Origin of the sequence: Glycomyces sp. NPDC021274, from assembly GCF_040641195.1 — a bacterium.
Lineage (GTDB): Bacteria > Actinomycetota > Actinomycetes > Mycobacteriales > Micromonosporaceae > Glycomyces.
On record NZ_JBFADC010000015.1, the window covers coordinates 1 to 20,108 of the forward strand.

Annotated in this window: 13 protein-coding genes; 6 read left to right on the forward strand and 7 right to left on the reverse strand. The window is 67.8% G+C overall.

Features of this window, described 5'->3' with window-relative positions:
* A partial coding sequence (locus AB0I03_RS23905) for a cellulase family glycosylhydrolase (RefSeq protein WP_360416444.1) occupies nucleotides 1-1,208 on the reverse strand: 1,208 nt, incomplete at its 3' end.
* Between the two features lie 320 nt (nucleotides 1,209-1,528).
* Between AB0I03_RS23905 and AB0I03_RS23910 the strand changes: the two genes are divergently transcribed.
* Both AB0I03_RS23910 and AB0I03_RS23915 read left to right on the forward strand, forming a co-directional pair.
* A complete protein-coding gene (locus AB0I03_RS23910; RefSeq protein WP_360416446.1) occupies nucleotides 1,529-3,106 on the forward strand; it encodes a ricin-type beta-trefoil lectin domain protein in 1,578 nt (525 codons plus the stop codon).
* Between the two features lie 262 nt (nucleotides 3,107-3,368).
* Complete coding sequence (locus tag AB0I03_RS23915) at nucleotides 3,369-5,648, forward strand: glycoside hydrolase N-terminal domain-containing protein (RefSeq protein WP_360416448.1); 2,280 nt, start codon at nucleotides 3,369-3,371, stop codon at nucleotides 5,646-5,648.
* A gap of 39 nt (nucleotides 5,649-5,687) precedes the next feature.
* Here the strand turns inward: AB0I03_RS23915 and AB0I03_RS23920 are convergent, their stop codons facing one another.
* The 6 genes from AB0I03_RS23920 to AB0I03_RS23945 all read right to left on the reverse strand — a co-directional run bounded on the left by AB0I03_RS23920 (nucleotide 5,688) and on the right by AB0I03_RS23945 (nucleotide 15,158).
* Nucleotides 5,688-6,215 (reverse strand): alpha/beta hydrolase, encoded by a 528-nt coding sequence (locus AB0I03_RS23920; RefSeq protein WP_360416450.1) that lies wholly within the window; start codon nucleotides 6,213-6,215, stop codon nucleotides 5,688-5,690.
* A 169-nt stretch (nucleotides 6,216-6,384) separates the two neighbouring features.
* Complete coding sequence (locus AB0I03_RS23925; RefSeq protein WP_360416452.1) at nucleotides 6,385-7,698, reverse strand: RICIN domain-containing protein; 1,314 nt, start codon at nucleotides 7,696-7,698, stop codon at nucleotides 6,385-6,387.
* A 229-nt stretch (nucleotides 7,699-7,927) separates the two neighbouring features.
* On the reverse strand, nucleotides 7,928-9,292 hold the full coding sequence (locus AB0I03_RS23930) for a hypothetical protein (protein ID WP_360416454.1): 1,365 nt from the start codon (nucleotides 9,290-9,292) through the stop codon (nucleotides 7,928-7,930).
* A 16-nt stretch (nucleotides 9,293-9,308) separates the two neighbouring features.
* Nucleotides 9,309-10,427: a LacI family DNA-binding transcriptional regulator gene (locus AB0I03_RS23935; protein ID WP_360416456.1), complete on the reverse strand. Its 1,119-nt coding sequence runs from the start codon at nucleotides 10,425-10,427 to the stop codon at nucleotides 9,309-9,311.
* Nucleotides 10,414-12,918: a family 78 glycoside hydrolase catalytic domain gene (locus AB0I03_RS23940; RefSeq protein WP_360416458.1), complete on the reverse strand. Its 2,505-nt coding sequence runs from the start codon at nucleotides 12,916-12,918 to the stop codon at nucleotides 10,414-10,416. The genes AB0I03_RS23935 and AB0I03_RS23940 overlap by 14 nt, the downstream gene beginning before the upstream one ends.
* Complete coding sequence (locus tag AB0I03_RS23945; protein ID WP_360416460.1) at nucleotides 12,915-15,158, reverse strand: beta-galactosidase; 2,244 nt, start codon at nucleotides 15,156-15,158, stop codon at nucleotides 12,915-12,917. The genes AB0I03_RS23940 and AB0I03_RS23945 overlap by 4 nt, the downstream gene beginning before the upstream one ends.
* Before the next feature lie 224 nt (nucleotides 15,159-15,382).
* Between AB0I03_RS23945 and AB0I03_RS23950 the strand changes: the two genes are divergently transcribed.
* The 4 genes from AB0I03_RS23950 (at nucleotide 15,383) to AB0I03_RS23965 (ending at nucleotide 20,075) form a co-directional block, all read left to right on the forward strand.
* Nucleotides 15,383-16,333 carry a sugar ABC transporter permease gene (locus tag AB0I03_RS23950; RefSeq protein ID WP_360416462.1) on the forward strand — a complete coding sequence of 317 codons (951 nt, stop codon included), beginning with the start codon at nucleotides 15,383-15,385 and terminating at the stop codon, nucleotides 16,331-16,333.
* Nucleotides 16,330-17,151 (forward strand): carbohydrate ABC transporter permease, encoded by an 822-nt coding sequence (locus AB0I03_RS23955; RefSeq protein WP_360416464.1) that lies wholly within the window; start codon nucleotides 16,330-16,332, stop codon nucleotides 17,149-17,151. Before AB0I03_RS23950 ends, AB0I03_RS23955 begins: the two co-directional genes overlap by 4 nt.
* 47 nt (nucleotides 17,152-17,198) lie before the next feature.
* A complete protein-coding gene (locus AB0I03_RS23960) occupies nucleotides 17,199-18,464 on the forward strand; it encodes an ABC transporter substrate-binding protein (protein ID WP_360416466.1) in 1,266 nt (421 codons plus the stop codon).
* Between the two features lie 171 nt (nucleotides 18,465-18,635).
* Entirely contained in the window at nucleotides 18,636-20,075 is a 1,440-nt protein-coding gene (locus AB0I03_RS23965; RefSeq protein WP_360416468.1) for a glycosyl hydrolase, read from the forward strand.
* Nucleotides 20,076-20,108: the final 33 nt, after the last annotated feature.

Sequence of the window (20,108 nt, forward strand, 5' to 3'; positions counted from 1 at the left end):
GCGCCTTCGGCGTCCAGGCATTTGCCGTTGACGCGCAGCTCATTGGCGGCGGTACGGGTCCAGGCCTGGCCGGTTCGCTGGGCGGAGCAGTCCCAGAGCTGGAGCTGGGTCCCGTTGGTGGTGTTCGGCGCGTCGAGGCAGCGGTTCGAGGCCGCGCCGACGATCTGGCCGCCGGTCGGCGTCGCGCCGTAGATGGAGGCGGGCCGGGAGGTGTTGCGGATGCCGTACTGGGCGTTGAAGACCTGCTGCCCCCAGGTGGTCATCTGGGCCGGGTTGAAGTTGTCGACCTGGCTCAGGCCGACGCCGTCGCCGCTCCAGGACCAGGCGATCCAGCCGATGCCGCGAGCCTGCGCCTCGGATTGGATGGTCTGCCAGGCGACCGCCTGGCCGTTGTGGATGTTGCCGTATTCGCCGACGATGAGCGGCAGGTTCATCTGCTGGAAGGCGTTGAAGTAATTGATCACCGTGGTGCTCGAGGCATAGACCTCGTACATGTGGATCGAGAACACGGTGTTGCGCTGCGAATCGGCGGCGAAGACCTGCGGTGCGTTGCTGCGCATGGTGTTCGTCCAGTCCTGGCCCCAGTTCGGGGCATCCACGACCAGCGTGTGGGTGAAGCCGTTGTTGCGCATGCCCTGGATGGCGCTACTGGTGGCCTGGGTCCACTGGCCGGGGTTGTTGTTGCCGACCGGCTCGTTGCCGATGTTGATCAGCACGTAGCGTTCCTGGCCGATGAGAGCGCTCTTGACACTGTTCCAGTACGTGACCGCCTGGGCGAGGGTCGCGGCCCCGGCCTCCTCACCGTAACCGGTCGTGTCGTGCACTTCGAGCACGCACACGACCTTGTTCTGCTTGCACTGATTGATGATGCCGGTGATCTGCTGCGCGGTGGTGACGCTGCCGCCGCGGTGGCCGCTGCTGAGCACCACGCGGACGGTGTTGGCGCCGAGGGCGGCCATGTCGCGGATGGCGTTGTTCTGGGTCTGGAACCACGTGAACGGGTGGGTGCTGCCCCGCATCACGAAGGTGTTCCCGTTGCCGTCCACAAGGTTGCGTCCTTCCACATGGAAGCCGCTCTGCTGCGCGGAGGCCGGCGACAGGAACACGAACAGCGACGCCAGCATGGCGGCCAACGCGGTGGCGGCCATCAGGTATCGCGAACGGATCATTCGCGATCTGCCGCCCGTGGCGGTGTGGAGCTCGGACATGGCCGAACCTTTCCGGGAGAGGGAACCAGCGGGAGCTGGTCCGAGAGTTCGGTGGCGGGACGGACCCGGAGGGGTCGAACCGTCGAGGCACGGCCTCATCGATTCATCGACAGATATAACTTTGTGCGGTAAATTTATCAGATTAATCTATGGCGGTAAAGCGTTCCACCGGCCTGCCTCTCCGCGGTGCGACGCCTCCTCAGGCCACTTGACGACACCGAATAGATAGAACATTATCGATATAATTAGGGAGCGTTTCGCGGACGGCGACCCGAAGCTGGCGTCCGCGTGCTCCATCGAGTCGACTCTGGAGTGCGTGCATGCGCAGAACCCTCGCCCTGCTGCTGTCAGGGCTGATCACGGCAATCACCGTTCCGTTCCTTGTCGTCACCGCCACCCCGGCACAGGCGCTCGACAACGGCCTGGCCCTCACGCCGCAGATGGGCTGGAACAACTGGAACACCTTCGGCTGCGACATCAACGAGACCCTGGTCCGCCAGACCGCGGACCTCCTCGTCTCCAGCGGCATGGCCGCCGCGGGGTACGAGTACGTCAACATCGACGACTGCTGGTCGGAACGGCAGCGCGACGCGGGTGGCAACCTCGTCGCCGACCGCAACAAGTTCCCCAGCGGCATGAAGGCGCTCGCCGACTACGTGCACGGCAAGGGCCTCAAACTCGGCATCTACTCGTCCGCCGGGACGACCACGTGCGCCGGATATCCCGCCAGTCTCGGCTACGAGAGGCGTGACGCCGCCCTCTGGGCCTCTTGGGGCATCGACTACCTGAAGTACGACAACTGCGGCGACCATCAAGGCCAGTCCGCGCAGGCCCGGTACACCGCGATGCGGGACGCGCTCGCGGCCACCGGGCGACCGATCCTGTACAGCCTGTGCAACTGGGGCCAGGAGGACGTCTGGGCCTGGGGCGAGGACGTCGGCAACTCCTGGCGCACCACCGGCGACATCACCGACAGCTGGAGTTCGGTGATGAGCATCCTCGACCAGCAGGTCGGCAAGGACGCTTACGCCGGGCCCGGCGGCTGGAACGACCCGGACATGCTGGAAGTCGGCAACCCCGGGCTGTCCGACACCGAGGCCCGCGCCCACTTCAGCCTCTGGTCGCTCCTCAACGCACCCCTGCTGGCGGGCAACGACCTCCGGTCGATGTCGGCGGCCACCCGCACCATCCTGACGAACGCCGAAGTCATCGGCGTCAACCAGGACTGGGGCGGACGGCAGGGGCACAAGATCAGCGACAACGGCAACCTCGAAGTCTGGCGCAAACCCATGTCCGACGGTTCGGTTGCCACGGTCCTGCTCAACCGCGGAGGCAGCACCGCGACCGTGTCCACCACGGCCGGCGCGCTCGGGCTCGGCAGCGCCGCCTCGTACCAGGTGCGGGACCTCTGGGCCCACACGAACGGCACCTCGACGGGCACCATCAGCGCTTCCGTTCCGGCTCACGGCGCCGCGATGTACATCGTGAAGGGCGGCGGCATCGTCGAGCCCCCGAACGGCACCATCCGCGGCGCAGCCTCGGGCCGGTGCCTCGACGTGGAAGGCGCGAACCAGGCCAGCGGCACGGCGGTCGTCATCTGGGACTGCAACGGCGGGGCGAACCAGAACTGGACCGGCACCCCAGCCCAGGAGCTGCGCGTTTACGGAAACAAGTGCCTCGACGTCTCTGGAGGCGCCACCGCGAACGGCAGTCCCGTCATCATCTGGGACTGCAACGGCCAGAGCAACCAGCAATGGCGACTCAACTCTGACGGCAGCATCACCGCCATCGGCTCGAACAGATGCCTAGCCACTGCCGGCGGAGCCACCGCCAACGGCACCCGCGTGGTCATCGCGGACTGCAACGGCCAACCCGGCCAGCGCTGGACCCGCGCCTGACCCCGACGCGGCCGACGCCGGTCCTCCGTTGCAGATCCGGACCGGAGGACCAGCAGAGGCCGTGCATCGCTGTGGTCGATGCACAACATCGCGATCAAAACCCGCACCGTCGAGTCGTTCAAACCCGTTGCGCCGCAGACGCGGATCGAACCAAGAGTGAGCGGCGTCTGGACGACGGCGAGGATTCCGAGTACGTGGTCACTGCACCTGAACGCCCGCCAAGCCACGGATGAATGGGAGCATGATCCTATAGGATGTCGGCATGTCATCAGCATTGAAGCTCATCTATGACAGCGTCCCTGACGCCTGGCATGAGGGCATTCCGATCGGCAACGGCCGCATCGGGGCCACGCTGTGGGGATGCAGGATCGACGTCAACGAAGACGGATTCTGGTCGGGAGACGGATCTTGGAGCGTCCCCGAGGCGGCCGAGGGCGTCGCGGCCAAGGCCGCCGCCGCAGTGCGCCGCGGCGAGTACACCGGGGCCGACCAGATCTTGACTCGTATGCAGGGCCACGCCATCGAGGCCTACCAGCCCGCCGGGGCTCTCATCGCGATCCACTCCCGTGACGGCGGGAGCGAGCGGCGCGAGCTTGACCTGCGCGACGGTGTCGCCGCCGTAGTACGGGGCGGTATCCGCCAGGAGGCGTTCGCCACTTTCGCTCACAACGTCATTGCGGTGCGTTGGAGTTCCCCCGAGCCGTTCGACCTCGATCTGACCTTCGAGTGGCCGCATGAAGGGCCGCATGCGTTGGTAGTGGGCAGGGAGGAGCTGAGCTTCACCGGATGTGCCCCACTCAGCGTTGCGGGCGGCCTCCTCAATTACTCCTCTCAGGACGGTGTACGCAGGCTCGGCCTCAATGCGCAACTGCGATATGACGGCGAGGCTGCGCCTGCCGAAGGCGGCCGCCACCTCACCAGCTGTCGCAATGTGGAGCTCTACGTGGCGCTCCATTCCGACGCAGAGGAGAGGCCGGCGCTGGAACAGTCCCGCCGGGAGTCTCGTGTCGCGGCCGACGTGGGCTGGCAGGCACTCCTCGACGAGCACGTCGCCGGACACCGCGCCGTCATGGACCGGGTTCACCTCGACCTCGGTCCACGAGCCGCTGCAGTGGACTCCGCGAGCATCCCGGAGCGCTTGCGCCGCCGCGCCGCCGGTGAAGCCGACGAGGACCTCGCGGTGCTGGCGTTCCAGTTCGGCCGCTACCTCCTGGCCGCCTCCTCGCAACCGGGTACACAGCCCGCGAACCTCCAGGGCATCTGGAACGACCAGGTCAATCCGCCCTGGGACTGCGATTACACCACGAACATCAACGTGCAAATGAACTACTGGGCCGCCGAGACTTGCGCAATGACCGAGTTCCACGAGCCGCTGTTCGACCTCATAGAGGATCTCTCTCGCACCGGCGTCGAGACCGCACGGCGCCTCTACGACGCCGGCGGCTGGTGCTGTCACCACAACACCGACTACTGGCGGCTGACCACCCCGGTAGGCGACAAGGCCCGCTGGGCGGCCTGGCCGATGGCGGGCCCTTGGCTCGCCATGCATCTCGCCGAACACTGGCGCTTCAGCCGTGACGTGGAGTTCCTCGCCGAGAAGCTTCCCATCACCTTGGGCGCGGCCCGGTTTGTGTTCGACCGCCTCTCCGAAGGAAAGGACGGCACGCTCGTGACCAGCCCCGCCACCAGCCCCGAGAACGTGTTCCTGACCCCCGAAGGGATCTCGGCGGTCGACGAGTCAACCGCGATGGACGCGACCCTCGTGCGCGAGCTCTTCGCGTTCGTCCTGGAAGCCGCCGACGTCGTGGCTGAAACCCTCCACAGCGAGGACCTGCAACTCGTCAAGGGCATCAGAGAGTCCATGCCGCGCCTGGCCGCACCGAAAGTCGGCTCCGACGGTCGGCTGCTCGAATGGGCCGCCGAACATGAGGAGGCCGAACCGCACCACCACCACACGGCACACCTCTACGGACTCCATCCCGGCAACTCCTTCGCGGACTCCCCCGAGCTGCTCGACGCGGCCCGCAAGAGTCTCGAGGCGCGCGGTGACGCCGCAACGGGCTGGTCGCTCGCGTGGAAGACCGCGCTGTGGGCCCGGCTTGGCGACGGCGACCGGGCTCACCGCCTGCTCGGCGAGTTCCTGACGCCCGTGGGTTTCCGCGACGACAGCGCCGACCACGCCGACGGCGGGGTCTATACCTCGCTGCTGTGCTCGCACCCACCGTTCCAGATCGACGGGAATTTCGGAGCGACGGCGGCGATCGCGGAGATGCTCGTGCAGTCGCACCGCGTCAAGGAGGGCGCACCGGTCATTGAGCTGCTCCCCGCCCTGCCGAGTGCCTGGCCGCAAGGAGTGGTCCGCGGCCTGCGGGCTCGCGGAGCGGTCACGGTGAACGAGTTGACCTGGGCAGACGGCGAGATCACCTCGCTCAAGATGACCTCGCGCGCCGACACCGAGGTGTGGCTTTCCGGACCCGGTCTCCCGGACACCCGGAAGTACTCGCTGAAGTCGGGGCAGCCTTGGTCCGCCGAGATCGACTGAGACCGAGGTTACTACTCCAGACCTCTTGCACCACAACCGTTAACCGGCGATGTCTAGGAAATCGTCGATCGCAGTGATGACCTGTCCGAGCACCGAGATCGAGTCGATCGCCGGTCCGGAGACCAGCATGCCGTGGTCGGCGCCCACGACTTCCAGCACGTGCGCCGACAGCCGCCGGGCCACCGCGCCGTCCCACCACTGGTCAGCGGTGCCGCCGATCAGCAGGACCGGCGCCGTAGCGCGCGAGATGGCATCCACGACCCACGGCAGCGTCAGCAGCGGCGTCAACCAAATCGCCGGCAGGCCGCGCTCGGCAGCCACGCCTGCAGCATTCGTGCCCAGCGACTTGCCGATCAGGAGAGGACGGCCGGTAACGACATCAAGGAGCGGGGCAATCTCTCCGCGCACCCAAGCCTCGATCGTCGGATCGAGCACGTCCTCCGGCAGCGCACTCCAATGATGCCGGTGAATGGTCGCGCCTCGCCGCTCGGCAACCAGCGGAGCGTACATCAGCATCCCGGCTCCGGGCCCGAACGCGCCACCGGGAACCACCACCGCATCGTCCATACACTCAAGCCTAACGACAGTACGGTCACAGACGAAGACAGACGCCAAGCCCGGAAACCTCGCTCACTCGCGATCGGTTCCATGCGGCAGCGTCGGCGCTAGGAGTGGGGAAGCGCTCGACGCCGCCGCATCCAGTGGCAGTGAATCGTTCCAACCTTCTGGCTACGACTCAGACTGCTTGGCGGGTGAAGCGCTGGTTGGTGCCACCGTTGTAGGTGTACTGGGAGATCCGCGCGCCGTCGGCAGTGGAGCGCTCGTAGACGTCCATGGCGAGGCCGGATTGGCGGTTGATGATGCTGACGACGCCCCCGCCGTGGTCGGTCAGGCGCCAGTGCTGGCTGTGGACGTTGGTGTCGGCCTGCTGGGTGATGTCCGCGCCATTGCTGTTGCTGGCGATCTGCAGGACGAGACCGGAGTGGCGGGCCTTGATCTTGAAGTGGCCCTCGCCGGCGTCGACGAACTGGAACTGCTGGTTCGTTCGACCCGTGCCCGCCCACTGGATCAGCCTCGCACCGGCTGCGGTGGAAAGCGCGTCGATGTCGGCGTACTTCCCGCTGTGTTGCGCGATGAGCCGGTACGTGCCCGGCTCGGTGGGAGTGGTGCCTCCGAGCGAGGCTTCCCACCGGGCGCCCGAACCGGACGCGTCGGCCGGGAGGCGGTCCCGGGCCGCGGTGTCGCCGTAGAGGCTCCAGCGCAGCCAGTCGACCCAGGTCCTCATGGCCACTGCGCTGGTGGTGCCCCAGGCGGTGCCGCCGTGGTCCGCACCCACGAAGGTGAGGAATGCCTTGGGCGAAGGCAGCTCCGAGTAGGCCTGTCGCGCGGAGGAGAGCGGGCAGACAGCGTCCCGGTCGCCGTGGATGAACAGGACGTTGGCATTGACCGAGCCGCCGGGGTTACCCATGTCCACGCAGGCGACGGGGACCGCAGCTTTGATGCGGGAGTCGGGCCAGGCGGTGAGAAGCCCGTGCGTGGTCATGCCGCCCATGGAGTAGCCGGAGACGCCGATCGCGGTCGTGTTGATGTGGCCTGCAAGCGGGTCGCTGCCGCTGTTCAGGGCGATAGTGCGGGTGAGGATCTCCGAGACGTCCTTGGAGAGGTTGCCGTTGTAGGCGTCGCTGATGCTCGCGCTGGTGAACACGGGGGCCGGGACGATGAACCCGGCGGCGGCCAGCGGGCGGATGTGCCCCATGCCGGCCTGCGGGCTCCCGCCGCTGCCGTGCGTGTACTCGCAGACGGGGAAGACCCCGCTGGCGACCGGTGCGTTGGCGATCGGGTTGCCTCCGGGGGTGCCGGCGGCGGGGTAGTACACGTGGGCGGTGATCCTGCGGGTGCCGCGCGTCCAGCTGTACTGGCGCACGCCGACCGCGAACGGCGTCGACGGCGCGGTGGCGGCGAGCGCCGGCCCCGCGCCGAGGAGGGACGCACCGACCCCGACCACTCCGGCCGCGCTCAGGCTCAGCAGCGCTCTTCGATTCATGGACATGAAGACTCCTTCATGGAGGACGTGAGGGAAGTGACGGCAAAGCGCCGTCGGGCGGCGAGCCGAATCTAGGAGTGCGGCCGCAGTCCCGAGTTCGAGTCAACCAGCTGATCTAAAAACGTTTTCAGCAAATTAGATATTATCGATACAAATAGTTATAGTCAAGTCCTTCGATGCCTCGTTTCGAGCGGCCTCGACGCCGTCTGAACCAGGCGGCGAGAGCGCCCGTCAACTAACAGAGCAGTCCTGCAGCGGAATAGGGAGCGATGGTGAGCACGGCTCGGGCGCCACCATGGGTCGATGCCAGTTCGATTCGGTCGCTCTGGAATCCGCGTGCGGAAGCACTTGGCAGAGTGGTGCAGAGGTGGCCCACGGTAGCCGTGATGGTGGGAAGCTCGAGGCGGCAAACGAGCGGCTCAGCGTCGTCGTTGACGATCACGACGCCGGACCTGCCCTCATGGTTGACGAAGGCGAGGGCGGGAGTGCCGGCGTGGGCGGTGACCGGGCAGGTGCGGAACGGCCCCTCCCCCAGCCCCATGCCGATGCTGAGCAGGGCGAACGCGTGGGCCTGCGGCCAGAGGACGGCCCGGTCGCCGTGCCAGTCGTAGATTGCCTGGGCAAGTACGAGTCCGGGGGCGTTCTGGTCGGGGTCTATCGGGACGTTGCCGGGGAGGGCGGACATGAAGGCGGCGCCGGCCAGCCGCGGCTCGTTGGCGAGGTCGATGAGCGTCCGCGCGGCGAAGGCGACGGCGCGCTCGCCCTTGACCTCCGGGGCGGTGGTGTCCCCGAAGTAGTTGTGGTTCCACTCGTTGAGGTAGACCGGAAGCCGCTGCCGCCCAGTGGCTTCGAACAGTTCGTCGAGCGCGTCGAGTTCGAGGCGGCGTCCCGGGTGGGGGTCGTAGGCGTGGTAGGAGACGAACCGGAGGTCGGCGGGGCTCACGCGCGGGTCGCGCAGGATCGTGCCGAGCGAACCGAACTCGCCGCCGCGACGGTCCTCGCCGGGTCCACCGACGATCAGGTTGGGTTTGGCCTCCCGAACGGCGTGGGCGGTGTGGACGAACAAATCCGCGGCCGCCGCTTCGTGGGTTGAGTAGTCGGTGCCTTCGAGGTCGATCATGATGGGGGTCATCGGCTCGTTGAGCACGTCGACGGTATCGGTCCGATCGCCTACGCGTCCGATAACGGTGCGAATGATCTCCCGCCAGGCGCCCCAGTCCAGTGGGAGGCCGTTAGGGGCACCGTTGTGAGCGAGCCAGGTCGGGGTCTGGAGCAGGTTCAGCTGGGTGCGGATGCCGTGGCGATTGGCGTGCTCGAGCCAGTGGAGCGGGCGCCAGTCCCAGTTCTCGCTCTCGCGGATGCCGCCGGTGTTCGCGTGCCAGTCCTCCAGGGACGCTGTGGGGAAGGGCTCGTCGAAGAGCCGGTTGACGTGCAGTGTGCCTCGCTGAAACCGGAATCCCGCCGCTTGCAGAAGCGGATAGACCAGTGCGGCATGGTCTTTGCTCGGTTCGTTCGCGAGGCCGAACAGGTCGGGGCTGGCGTGGGGGTTGACCGTGCCGGTGAACTCAGCGACGACGAGGGTCGGGGGCGTGGCATCCATGGTGGTCTCGTACTGCTCAAGCGGATTCGCGGACGATCAATTCGGTCGGGAGCATTCGCGTCGTGGCCTCGGTGCCGTCGATGGCCTGCAGCACTTCGCGGACCATGGCCTGGGCTACCGCCGCCACGGGCTGGTGGACCGTGGTCAGGGCCGGGGTGGTGCGGGTGGCGATCGCGGAGTCGTCGAAGCCCGCGATGGCGATGTCGTCGGGCACCTCGAGGCCGCGGGCACGGACGGCTTCGATGGCGCCGGCGGCGAGGAGGTCGGAGGTAGCGAACACGCTGTCGATCTCGTGCTCGGCGTCGAGGAGTGAGGCCATGGCGGCATACCCTTCTTCCTGCGAATACCGAGCGGTCGGTTCGCAGTGGACGAGGTCGCGACCGAGACCGCGCGTGAAGGCCTCGACGCGCTGGCGCGGACCGAGGGTGCCGGGGTAGGCGACGATCACGGCGGTGCGCTGATAGCCCTGGTCGCGGAAGTGGCGACCAAGCGCCTCGCACCCGGGAGCATCGTCGGTGTGTATGAGCGCGATCCGACGGGGCTCGGCGAAGGGGTTGCCGCAGACGACGACCGGCAGTGCCCGGGACTCGAGCAGGTCGAGCAGGGAGTCATGGCCGCTCTCGGCGGGGCTGACGAACAGGACGCCGTCGACGTGGCCGGCGCGGATGAACGACGCGACGCGGTCGCGCTCAGCGTCGTCGGCCGCGGTGAGGAAGGCCAGGGAGCGGTTGGCCGCGGCGAGTGCGCGGCTCGCCTCCTGGAGTATCAGGGCGTAATTCGGGTCCTCGAACAGGGCCGTCGGCGCCGCGCCGAGGACGAGGGCGACGCTGTTAGTGCGCTGCATGACCAGTGCCCTGGCACGGGCGTTGGCGGTGAACCCGGTCTTGCGGACCGCCTCCATGACCTTCTCGCGGGTGGCAGGGCTGACCCAGTTGCGGTCGTTGAGTACTCGGGAGACCGTGCCGATGGACACACCCGCGACATTGGCAACGTCCTGGATCGTGATCCCTTCGCGGCGGCGTCGCGGGCGGGGCCGCGAGTACTCCTGGTCGGCCATGGCGCTCCTGTCGGTGTGGTGCACGCGGGCGTCCCGCGATACCTGGTGGAAGTTCGATCCGAGCCTATTCTGCGCCACGCCCGGTCCTGTCGTGGTCGGTGCGCGCCCGCCCGACCTTGATCGGCCCCCCGGGGTACTCCCGTACCTCGACGACGGCGCCGGGCGGCGCGGCGTAGTGCAGATGCCGGACGCCGCTCTGGTCGCGACTCCAGGCGACCTCGTACCGGCCGTAGGGAGATTCGAACGCGAGGTTGGCGGAGTCGACCTCGCGGAGGTTGAGGGGGTCGATGACGACGTGCTGCCAGCCGATGTCGCCGGCGTGCTGGCGCAGGCCGGCGACGTGCCCGAGGATCCAGGCGTCGATCGCTCCGAGCATGAAGTGGTTCTGGGAGAGCACACCGGCATTGCCGTCGGCGCCTTGCCACGATTCGGTCAGGGCGGTCGCGCCGGTGGCGAGCTGCAGCCCGTAGCCGGGGACGTCCTCTCGTTGCATGATCGCCAGTAGCAGGTCGCCGTCCCCGTGGTCGGTGAGCGCGTCGATCAAGGCGGGCAGGGCGATCTCGCCGACCGTGAACGCCCCGGCGGCTTCGATCGACTTCCGCAGGCGCACATAGGCATCGGTGCGCTCGCCGGGGGCGAGGACCGGGGAGTTCAGCGCCAGCGCCCAACTCGCCTGCGAACCCGAGCCCCACACGCCGGCGTCGTCGCGGTACCGGTCCCGCCAGGCGGTCCAGATGTCGCGGGCGAGCCGGTCGTACTGCTCGCACGCGGACTCGTCGCCGAGGACCGCCGCGGTCTTCGCCGCGGTCTCGGCCGCCCGGGCGTACCCCCAGGTGGCGGTCATGCCAACGGGCGTCGAGTCGTCGAGGGCTACCCAGTCCCCCAGGCCATGGTCGAGCAGACGCCCGCGGGAGCGGCCGCCGAGGTGGTCGAGGTAGCGCCCCGCGGCAGGCCAGGCGGCCTCGATCGCGGTGGCGTCGCCGTAGTGGCGGAACAGCCGCCACGGGACTTCGAGGATCGCCCGGCCCCAGTTCGGATCGTCGCGGAACGCGGTCGCGTCGCCTTTGTGGACGTCGAAGTCGAAGACGACGTGCTCGGGGGCGATGCTGGGAATCAGGCCGGTGGCGGTCTGCGAGGCGATCATGTGGCGCACCGCGTCCTGCAGGTGGGCCTTGACGTCGTAGCCGCGCGCGAGCGCGTCGAAGCAGTAATGGAGCTGCTCGAGCCAGCCGAGCTTCTCGCGGTGCGGACAGTCGGTGAAGACGCTGTACATATTGGACTGGACGGCGCGGTCGACCGCGGCGTGGAGGCGGTCCAGAAAGCGGTGGGAGGTCGTGAAGGTCTGGACCGGTTCGTTGGCGGTGCGCATGATCTCGAAGTCAATCCCGACGTCGTCAGGGGCACCGCCTACTTCGAGGTATCGGGCGCCGTGGTAGACGAACGAGGGCGCCCATTCGAGCTGCTCGGGGCCGAGCCGGGCGAAATCCCAGATGGGCGACCCGGTCGTGGACTGGTCGACGCCGATGTTCTCTGCGTCCAGGAGTTCGGCGGGGGCGATCGTCAGAGGCCCTTCGGCGGGGGAGGTGAGGGTGATGCGGGGCCGTCCTGCGGCGTTGACGCCAAGGTCGAAGACGCGGCAGTCGATGCCATCGGCGATCGGCTCGGCGGCCACGACTTCGGTAACCTGCACCGGTGGCGCCCAACGCCACGCATGTTCGGGGGCGGGTGCGAGGACAGCGGGTTCCCAGTCCCCCGCGGCGAACGCGTCGTAGGACTCGCCGCCGTACCAGTGCGCGACTGTCGTCGAGCTCAGTCGCGCTTCCCAGTCGGGACCGGTGGTCACGGTCTCGACGCGCCCATCCCGGTGGTAGAGGTGGAGTGCCGCACGCACCCACAGGGGCTCGCCGGTGCGTCGGTACTTGGTGTACCGGTCGGGTTCGTCCGGGAGGAACGCCATGCCGGATCCGAGAGCGAGCGTGAGGGTATGCGTCCCTATGCCCAAGGCGTCTGTGACGTCCCATGAGGTGGCCGGGCTCAGCCCGCCGGGCCGGGCGTATCCGGGCTCGAGTTGCTCGCTGCCTCCTGATGCGCCGTCGATGAGGGGGACGACGACACCGTTGCCGGTGAACGCCAATCGGGCGCGTTCAACGGTCGCGGCGATCAAGATAGTGCGTCGAAGCTCTGGCAGCGGTATCCATGTCGTCGGCGCCAGCCAGTCCGGGTGGGTGATCGCGTTCGCGTCGGCCAGGTCCCACACTGGAGCTTCGACCGTCGCGGGGACCGACCAGGAGATGCCCGCATCGGTGCACACCCCGACTTGCCAGTGCGCGATCTCGCCCGGTCGCAGATCCGGGCCGGGCCATGGGGCGTGGGGAGTGTTCGTTTCGGTCACGGGTGCTGAGGGGAGGTCATCCAACGTCGCGGCCCGACGGATCGCGAATCCCTGCGGGTGCGGATGGGATTCACCGGCGACACGCCAGGACAGGACCGGCCGGGCGGTGGGCACCGTGGCGGAGTCGAGGTGCCCGGCCGCCTTGAGCGCGTATGCGTAGGGAAGTCGCTCGGTCATGACGTCGCTCCAGGAAGGTGGCGACGGGCGGTGACGGATCGCGCTGCCGCGCGAACCACGCCTTGACCGTCGGCTTTGCTGAGCCGCTCGCGCGCGTCGGGGTGCAGCCAGATCGGCGCCTGCGGGTGCAGCGGCAGGACGTGCACGGTGACCGTCCCGGTCCCGGCGGGGATCGGGAGCGTCCACAGCGTCCCGTCCCAGAACCGGTCGGACACCAGGGAACCGTCGGCCTCGGCCACCGCGACGTCGCCGATCCAGTCGATCGTAATTTCCAGGTCGTGGTCCTGAAATGGGGCGGAGATGGCGATGTCGTAGCGAGAGCCTTCCGCGCACACGCGCTCGAGCGAAGGAGCAGAGGCCCGGCCGTTCGAGGACCCGTAGCTCAACGGCGGTTCGACCGCCGGACGAGACGCCTCGACATGGAGGTCGATGGTCGCGGCGGCCGGGCCGGGCTCCGGGACGAGGGTGCGGAACCGCAATTGCTCTGTGTCGAATCGGGCGGCGGGACCGCCATTGCGGACCCAGGTGAGCACACCGATGTCGTCGACGTCCAGTTCGTCGGCACTGGTGTAAAGCACGCCGTCGATCACCCAGGCCTCCTCGGCGAGGTCGGCGGGCAGCACGACGATCGCGTCCCGACCGACCTCATGCGTCCACACTCGATCGGGATCGGCTTCGACCACTATCTCCTCCAGGGCGATCCGCGCGCTGATGCCGGGGAGCGCGGCCAGGACCGCGAGGCGTCCGCCACCGGGACGGTCCAGGAGCGTGAGCAGGTTCGCCGTCGCCCAGCCGAGGCGGGTTCGTCCGATCTGGAGGCCGAAGGGGAACCGCCCGATGGTCCCGGCCGGGATCGCGATGGGCTTGTCGGGGAAGGTGAGTTCGCGGCCGGGCAACGCAATCGAGAAGACCACCGGGACGCTCGGGCCCAGCGCGCCGTGCGGCTGGCGGCGGTTGACGAACACGAAGCCGCGCTCGCCGTCGGAGCGGATCGCCCACCGCAGCGTCTCGGTGTCGAAGGCGTCGGCGGGCACCCGGTCGGGCAGGGTGGAGGGCATCTGGACGAGCCGGTCGCCCACGGCCGCAAGGAAGGCATGCTGCTGGCGCAGCAGGGCGTGCGTCCGGGTGAGCTGCCCTGCCGCGCCGATGGGGGCGTGGAAGTCGTAGTCGATCTGCGGCAGGTCGTTCGGGTAGCCCGTGGCGTGGGATTCCTGCAGGCCGAGGCCGGGATTGCGGCCGCCGGCGAACATGTAGTAGCCCTGCCAGGCCGATCCGTTGCCCAGCTTGACGTTGGCCACCGCGGCGATGTCCTCGGCGTCGAGCACCGGCCGACGATGGTAGGCCGTGGCCATGCCCCCGCCCAGTTCGCAGGTCACCGGCGGGAACACGGTCGAAGGCGAGCGCGACTCCGGACCGGTCTCGGTAGCGAGGGACCGCAGGTCGGCGCCGATGCCCGGGTCGTCCCACACGTGGCGGAAGAAGAAGTGCTCGCGGAACGTCACGTCCCAGGGGGCGTCCGCGTCGGTCCAGAACCCGTCCGCGTAGCCGCCGTACATGGGGAGGACCTCGTCCTCGGGCAGTGCCGCCCCGCCCCAGGCCGTGGCCATCCAGAGTGGAGCCCGCATGCCCGCCGCAACCGCCATCCGCTTCAACGTCGCGATGTGGTCGGGCTGGTCGTACAGCTCGTTCTCGACCTGGATGCCGATGACCGGGCCGCCGGGTTGGAAGTGCGCGGCGAGGTGGTCGGCCAGCGCGGCGAACCAGGGCTCGACGAGCGCGAGGTAGGCGGGGTCGTCGGTGCGGTGGCGGACTCCGGCCGCCTGGACCCAGTCGGGGAAGCCGCCGTTGCGCACTTCGCCGTGGCACCACGGGCCGATCCGCAGCACGACCTCGAGGCCGGTCTCGGCGCACAGGTCGACGAACGCGCTGATGTCGCGGTCGCCTTCGAAGGAGGGGGGCGCGTCGCGCTCGGGCTGGTAGTGGTTCCAGAAGAGGTAGGTCGCGACGGTGTTCACCCCGCCGTTGCGCATGGCGCGGAGCCGGCGCCGCCACGACTCCCGCGGCACCCGGGTGAAGTGGAGCTCGCCGGACACCGGAAACCAGGGCTCGCCCTTCCGGGTCAAATAGCGACTGGTCAGGCCGATCCGGTGGTCGGCGCCGGGGACGATCATCGGCGAGTCGGCCAGCGGGAGCATCCAGGGACGGTGCGTCGCGGTCACGGCGGCGTCTTGTCGGCTCACAGGTTGCCCATCTTCTCGAGCGCACGGCGGCGGTCCGCACACGGGAGTTCCATACTAAAAACGTTTTTTGATTTTTGCAAGCAGAGAATTGACAGCGCTGCCTGATCAGATCTATCGTCGGAACTCGAGCCACTTGAAACGTTTTTAGTCGCACCAGGAGCTGGTGCAGCCAGCAAAGGAGCTGCCGTGTCCCCCGACCTCACGCCACCGAGGCGGGTCCTGCCATGACCTCCTCGACGCGGACGGCGCCGACCGCGACCACCATGATTCCGAGCGGGAGCAGGAGAAAAGGCGCCAAGCATGCGAGCACCACGGGCATCAAGCCGCCGGTGTGGTTCCTCGCGCCCGCCGTACTGCTGTACCTCGCGATCGTGCTGATCCCCAATGGCCAGGGGTTGTTCTTCTCCTTCACCGACTGGGACGGCCTCGGCAGCACCTGGGCGCCGGTCGGGATCGACAACTACCGAACGGTGCTGTCCGACCCGAACTCCCTCCAAGCGATCCTCAACACCTTCGTGCTGACGCTCGTGGTCACCATCGGCCAGAACCTCATCGGCCTGCTGCTCGCGCTCGGCGTCAACAGCCGCGTCAAGAGCCGCTACCTGCTCCGGCTCGTGTTCTTTCTGCCGGTCGTGCTGACCCCCATCGTCGCCGGATATCTGTGGAAGTACCTGCTCACCCCGAACGGCACGCTCAACGGGTTCCTGGAATCGATCGGGCTGAGCGCATGGCGGCAGAACTGGCTCGGCGACCCGGAGATCGTCCTCTACTCAATCTGCGCGGCCATCATCTGGCAGGGCGCGGGCTACTCCATGGTGATCTACCTGGCCGGACTGCAGGCAGTCCCTGCCGAGGCCCTCGAAGCCGCGGCGATCGACGGCGCCGGGGCCGCCCGACGCACCTGGTCGATCACGCTGCCGCTCATCAACGGCGCGATCGTCGTCAACCTCCTGCTGTGCGTCATCGGCAACCTCAAGCAGTTCGACACGGTCTTCTCCATGAGCGAGGGCGGACCGTCCGGCGCCAGCGAGACCATGGCGACCGTCGTCTACAAGACGGCCTTCACCTACCTCGAATACCCCGACGCCCTCGCCCAAGGCGCGATCCTGACCCTGCTCGTCGGCGTGATCGGCTTCGTCCAGTTCCGCCTCACCCAGCGGAAGGCGCTCGCATGAACCGCTACACCTGGCGCACCTTCTGCCTCGAGATCGCACTTCTCGCGGGCGCGTTCGTGTTCATGGTGCCGATGTTTGTCCTCGTCGCGGTCGCATTTCGCCACCCCGAGGGCGTACCAGGCTTCCTCGGCTTCACCTGGCCGCTGGACTTCTCGAATCTGGGCGACGCGTGGGTCGAGTCCGCCATGGGCCCGAGCATCATCAACAGCACCTGGATCACCGGCGTCTCCGTCGCGCTCATCATCGCCCTCGCCTCGACGGCTGCCTACACCCTCACCCGCCGCACCCAGCACTGGACGAAGGGACTGTTCTACCTGTTCCTCGCCGGTTTCCTCTTCCCCGGGCAACTCGCGATGCTGCCGTTGTACCTGGCGTTCGCCAAACTCGGGATGGTGGGAAATCCGCTCGCGGTGGTGCTCATCAACGTCGGCGGATTCATGCCGTTCGCGATCTTCCTCTACTCGGTGTTCCTCCGGGACCTGCCGAAGGAGTACGAGGAGTCGGCCACGATCGACGGAGCCAGGCCGATGCGGATGTTCTGGTCAGTGGTCTTTCCGCTGCTGCGTCCCGTCACCGGCACCGTCGGCATCCTCACCGCATTGTCGATCTGGAACGACTTCTTCACCCCGCTGCTGTACCTCACCGGCGGCGACAGTAGGACCGCGCCGTTGTCGGTCTTCACCTTCGTCAGCCTCTACGGAGCGGACTGGCCGATGGTCTTCTCCGCCCTGATCACCTCGGTGATCCCGATCCTCATCGCCTACGTCCTGATGCAGCGATTCATCATGCGGGGCTTCGCCTCCGGGCTCAAAGGATGAGCGCCCGCCCGAACGCATACCGCCCGACCCATCGAAAGGCAAGCACCATGCTGTCAACGAAGACACGCCACCGCACTGCCGCGGCCACCGTCGCCGCGGCGCTCACCGCCACCGCCCTGGCAAGCTGCTCCACCGGCGGTACGAGCGACGACGAGAACGTCCTCACCGTCGCGACCAACGGCGGCGACGCCATGAAGTCCGTCATCGCCGCTTTCGAAGAGGCCAATCCCGGTGTCACGGTCGAAGTCCGCGACTCCCCCGAGAACTACCAGCAGGTCACCGCCACCCAGCTCACCGGCGGCACCGCACCGGACATCATCCAGGTCTTCCCCGGCACCGGCAACAACGTCAGTGTCAAGATCGCCGGCGAGAAGGACTTCCTCCTCGACGTCTCCGACGCCGACTGGGCCGCCACCGTCCCCGAGAGCGCCCGCGACCTGCTCACTACCAACGACGGTGCGCTCGTGGCGGTCCCGATGACGTTCTCCTCGATCGGCGGCATCTACAACCAGGGCGCCCTCGACGAACTGGCCCTTACGGCGCCCACCACCTGGACCGAGGTGCTGCAGTTCTGCGCCGACGCGGCCGAGGCCGGCAAGGTCGCCTACGGGCTCGGCCTCTCCGACACCTGGACCACGCAGCTGATCCCCTACGCGCTCACCGCCACCCTCGTCTACGCCGAGGACCCCGACTTCGCGCAGCACCAAGTCGAAGGCACCGCGACCTTTGCCGATTCCGCATGGAAGACCGCGCTGGAGCAGTACGTCGAGATGAACGACGCCGGCTGCTTCAACGAGTCGCCCAACGGCACACCATATTCGGAAGTGCAGGACGCCGTGCGCAGCGGCGACACCCTCGCCACGGTCAGCGTCGCCGCCGAGAACGCGACGATCGCCGCGGGCGGACCTGACGGCCTCGAACTCACCTATGCAGCCTTCCCCGCCACCGACGACCCGGCCGACACCTTCCTGTCGGCGACGATCGGCCCCTCGTTCGCCATCAACGCCGCGACCGACAAGACCGACCTCGCCAAGGAGTTCCTCGCTTACCTCGCCGAACCCGAGACGCAGATCGCCTACGCCGATAAGTACGGCGACACCGCCGCCCTCCCAGGCGACCTGACCCAGGACAGCGCAGTCGCCCAAATGGTCACTGGTTACGTCACCGAGGGCAAGGTCGCCTCGTGGCCCGACCAGCTCTGGCCGAGCACCACCGTCCAACCCGCGCTCTTCGACGGAGTGCAGGCCATCTTCAGCGGCCAGAACACTACCGATGACGTATTGGCCGACATGGATGCAGCCTTCCACGAGTGACTCCGGCCGCGACCAACATCAGTCCGTTGAGGATCCTCCAGACTCAATCTATCGACATCTATCTATTTACATAGTAAATTTAGTGCCTCAAGTAAGCAGGGATGCCGCCGACGGGGCCTCACCCCTCGCGGAACTCACGCCCTGCCGCCTCTCACGACACTGGAGCACAGCATGCAAACCGTCCTGTCCGACGCCCCGCCTCGAGCTCATCGGCAACGATGGCGACGCCTGGCCCTGGCGTTCCTCGTCTCCCTCGCAGCAATCGCCGCAAGCCTCACGCTCTCCCCCGGCACCGCCTCCGCCGCAACGACATCACTGACCAGCGCCGCATCCGGTCGCTGCCTCGACACCACAGGAGGCAGTGCCACTCCCGGCACTGCCGTGGTCATCCGGGACTGCTCGGGCGCGGCGAGCCAGCAATGGGAGTTCACGACCGCCGGTGAACTGCGCACCTCGGGTGGCACCCGCTGCCTCGACGCGTACAACAACCAGACCACCGCCGGAACCCGCCTGGTGATCTGGAACTGCAACGGCGGCGCCAACCAGCAGTTCAACCTCAACGGCAACGGCAGCATCGGCGGGGAGCAGTCCGGCCTGTGCGTCGACGTCGTCGGCGCCGCCACCGCCAACGGCACCGCGACCCAGCTCTGGAACTGCAACGGCCAGACCAACCAACGATGGTCCAGCGGCGGCGGCAACCAGCAGTGCACCGTGCAGCCGAACAACCCCAACGCCACGCAGCAGGCCCGGAACCTGCTGTGCTTCATCCAAAGCCAGTACGGCAACCACATCATCTCCGGGCAGCAGGAATCCACCTGGATCGGCGGACCCGAATACGAGATGAACTACATCTACAACAACACCGGCGAGCACCCGGCCATCCGCGGCCTCGACCGCGGCGACTCCCCCGACTTCTCCCAGCGGGCCATCGACTGGTGGAACGCCGGCGGCATCCCCATGATCGGCTACCACATGGGCGCGCCGACCCACCCCGACGGCTACGACGGCAGCCTGCAGACCGTCTCCATCAACCGCGTCCTCACGCCGGGCACTGCCGAGAACCGGTCGTTCCACGAGCGGCTGGACGGCGCCGCCGCCGAACTGCAGCAGCTCGAGGACGCCGGCGTCGCCGCGATCTGGCGGCCCTTCCACGAGGCCGGCGGCACCTGGTTCTGGTGGAGCAAAGAGGGCGGCCAGCAGTACAACCGCCTGTGGCGCTACATGTACGACTACTACACCCACACCAAGGGCCTGAACAACCTGATCTGGCTGCACCCCTTCAACGGCGCCCCGGACGCCGCGTTCTACCCCGGTGACGCCTACGTCGACTTCTCGGGGGCCGACACCTACGCGGGCAATGGCAACTACGACCCGCTGAACGCGATGTACAACCGGATGCGCGGCATCGTCGGCACCACCATGCCGATCGCACTGCACGAGAACGGACCCATCCCCGACCCCGCCCGGATGCAGTCCACCAACACCCGCTGGGTGCTCTTCAACACCTGGCACGGTGAGCATTTGACCGTCAGCAACTCGGTCGCACACCTGCGCAACGTCTACAGCAGCAGCTACGTCATCACCCGCGACGAAGTCCCAGACCTCGGTTAGCGGAACGACTGGCAACGCCATTAGGTCAAATCG

What these genes read in the sequence shown, in the direction of transcription:
- AB0I03_RS23940 (WP_360416458.1), bottom strand. Translation starts at nt 12,918, where the DNA reads ATGACCGAGCGACTTCCCTACGCATACGCGCTCAAGGCGGCCGGGCAC.
- AB0I03_RS23950 (WP_360416462.1), top strand. Translation starts at nt 15,383, where the DNA reads ATGACCTCCTCGACGCGGACGGCGCCGACCGCGACCACCATGATTCCG.
- AB0I03_RS23910 (WP_360416446.1), top strand. Translation starts at nt 1,529, where the DNA reads ATGCGCAGAACCCTCGCCCTGCTGCTGTCAGGGCTGATCACGGCAATC.
- AB0I03_RS23920 (WP_360416450.1), bottom strand. Translation starts at nt 6,215, where the DNA reads ATGGACGATGCGGTGGTGGTTCCCGGTGGCGCGTTCGGGCCCGGAGCC.
- AB0I03_RS23930 (WP_360416454.1), bottom strand. Translation starts at nt 9,292, where the DNA reads ATGGATGCCACGCCCCCGACCCTCGTCGTCGCTGAGTTCACCGGCACG.
- AB0I03_RS23960 (WP_360416466.1), top strand. Translation starts at nt 17,199, where the DNA reads ATGCTGTCAACGAAGACACGCCACCGCACTGCCGCGGCCACCGTCGCC.
- AB0I03_RS23925 (WP_360416452.1), bottom strand. Translation starts at nt 7,698, where the DNA reads ATGTCCATGAATCGAAGAGCGCTGCTGAGCCTGAGCGCGGCCGGAGTG.
- AB0I03_RS23965 (WP_360416468.1), top strand. Translation starts at nt 18,636, where the DNA reads ATGCAAACCGTCCTGTCCGACGCCCCGCCTCGAGCTCATCGGCAACGA.
- AB0I03_RS23915 (WP_360416448.1), top strand. Translation starts at nt 3,369, where the DNA reads ATGTCATCAGCATTGAAGCTCATCTATGACAGCGTCCCTGACGCCTGG.
- AB0I03_RS23955 (WP_360416464.1), top strand. Translation starts at nt 16,330, where the DNA reads ATGAACCGCTACACCTGGCGCACCTTCTGCCTCGAGATCGCACTTCTC.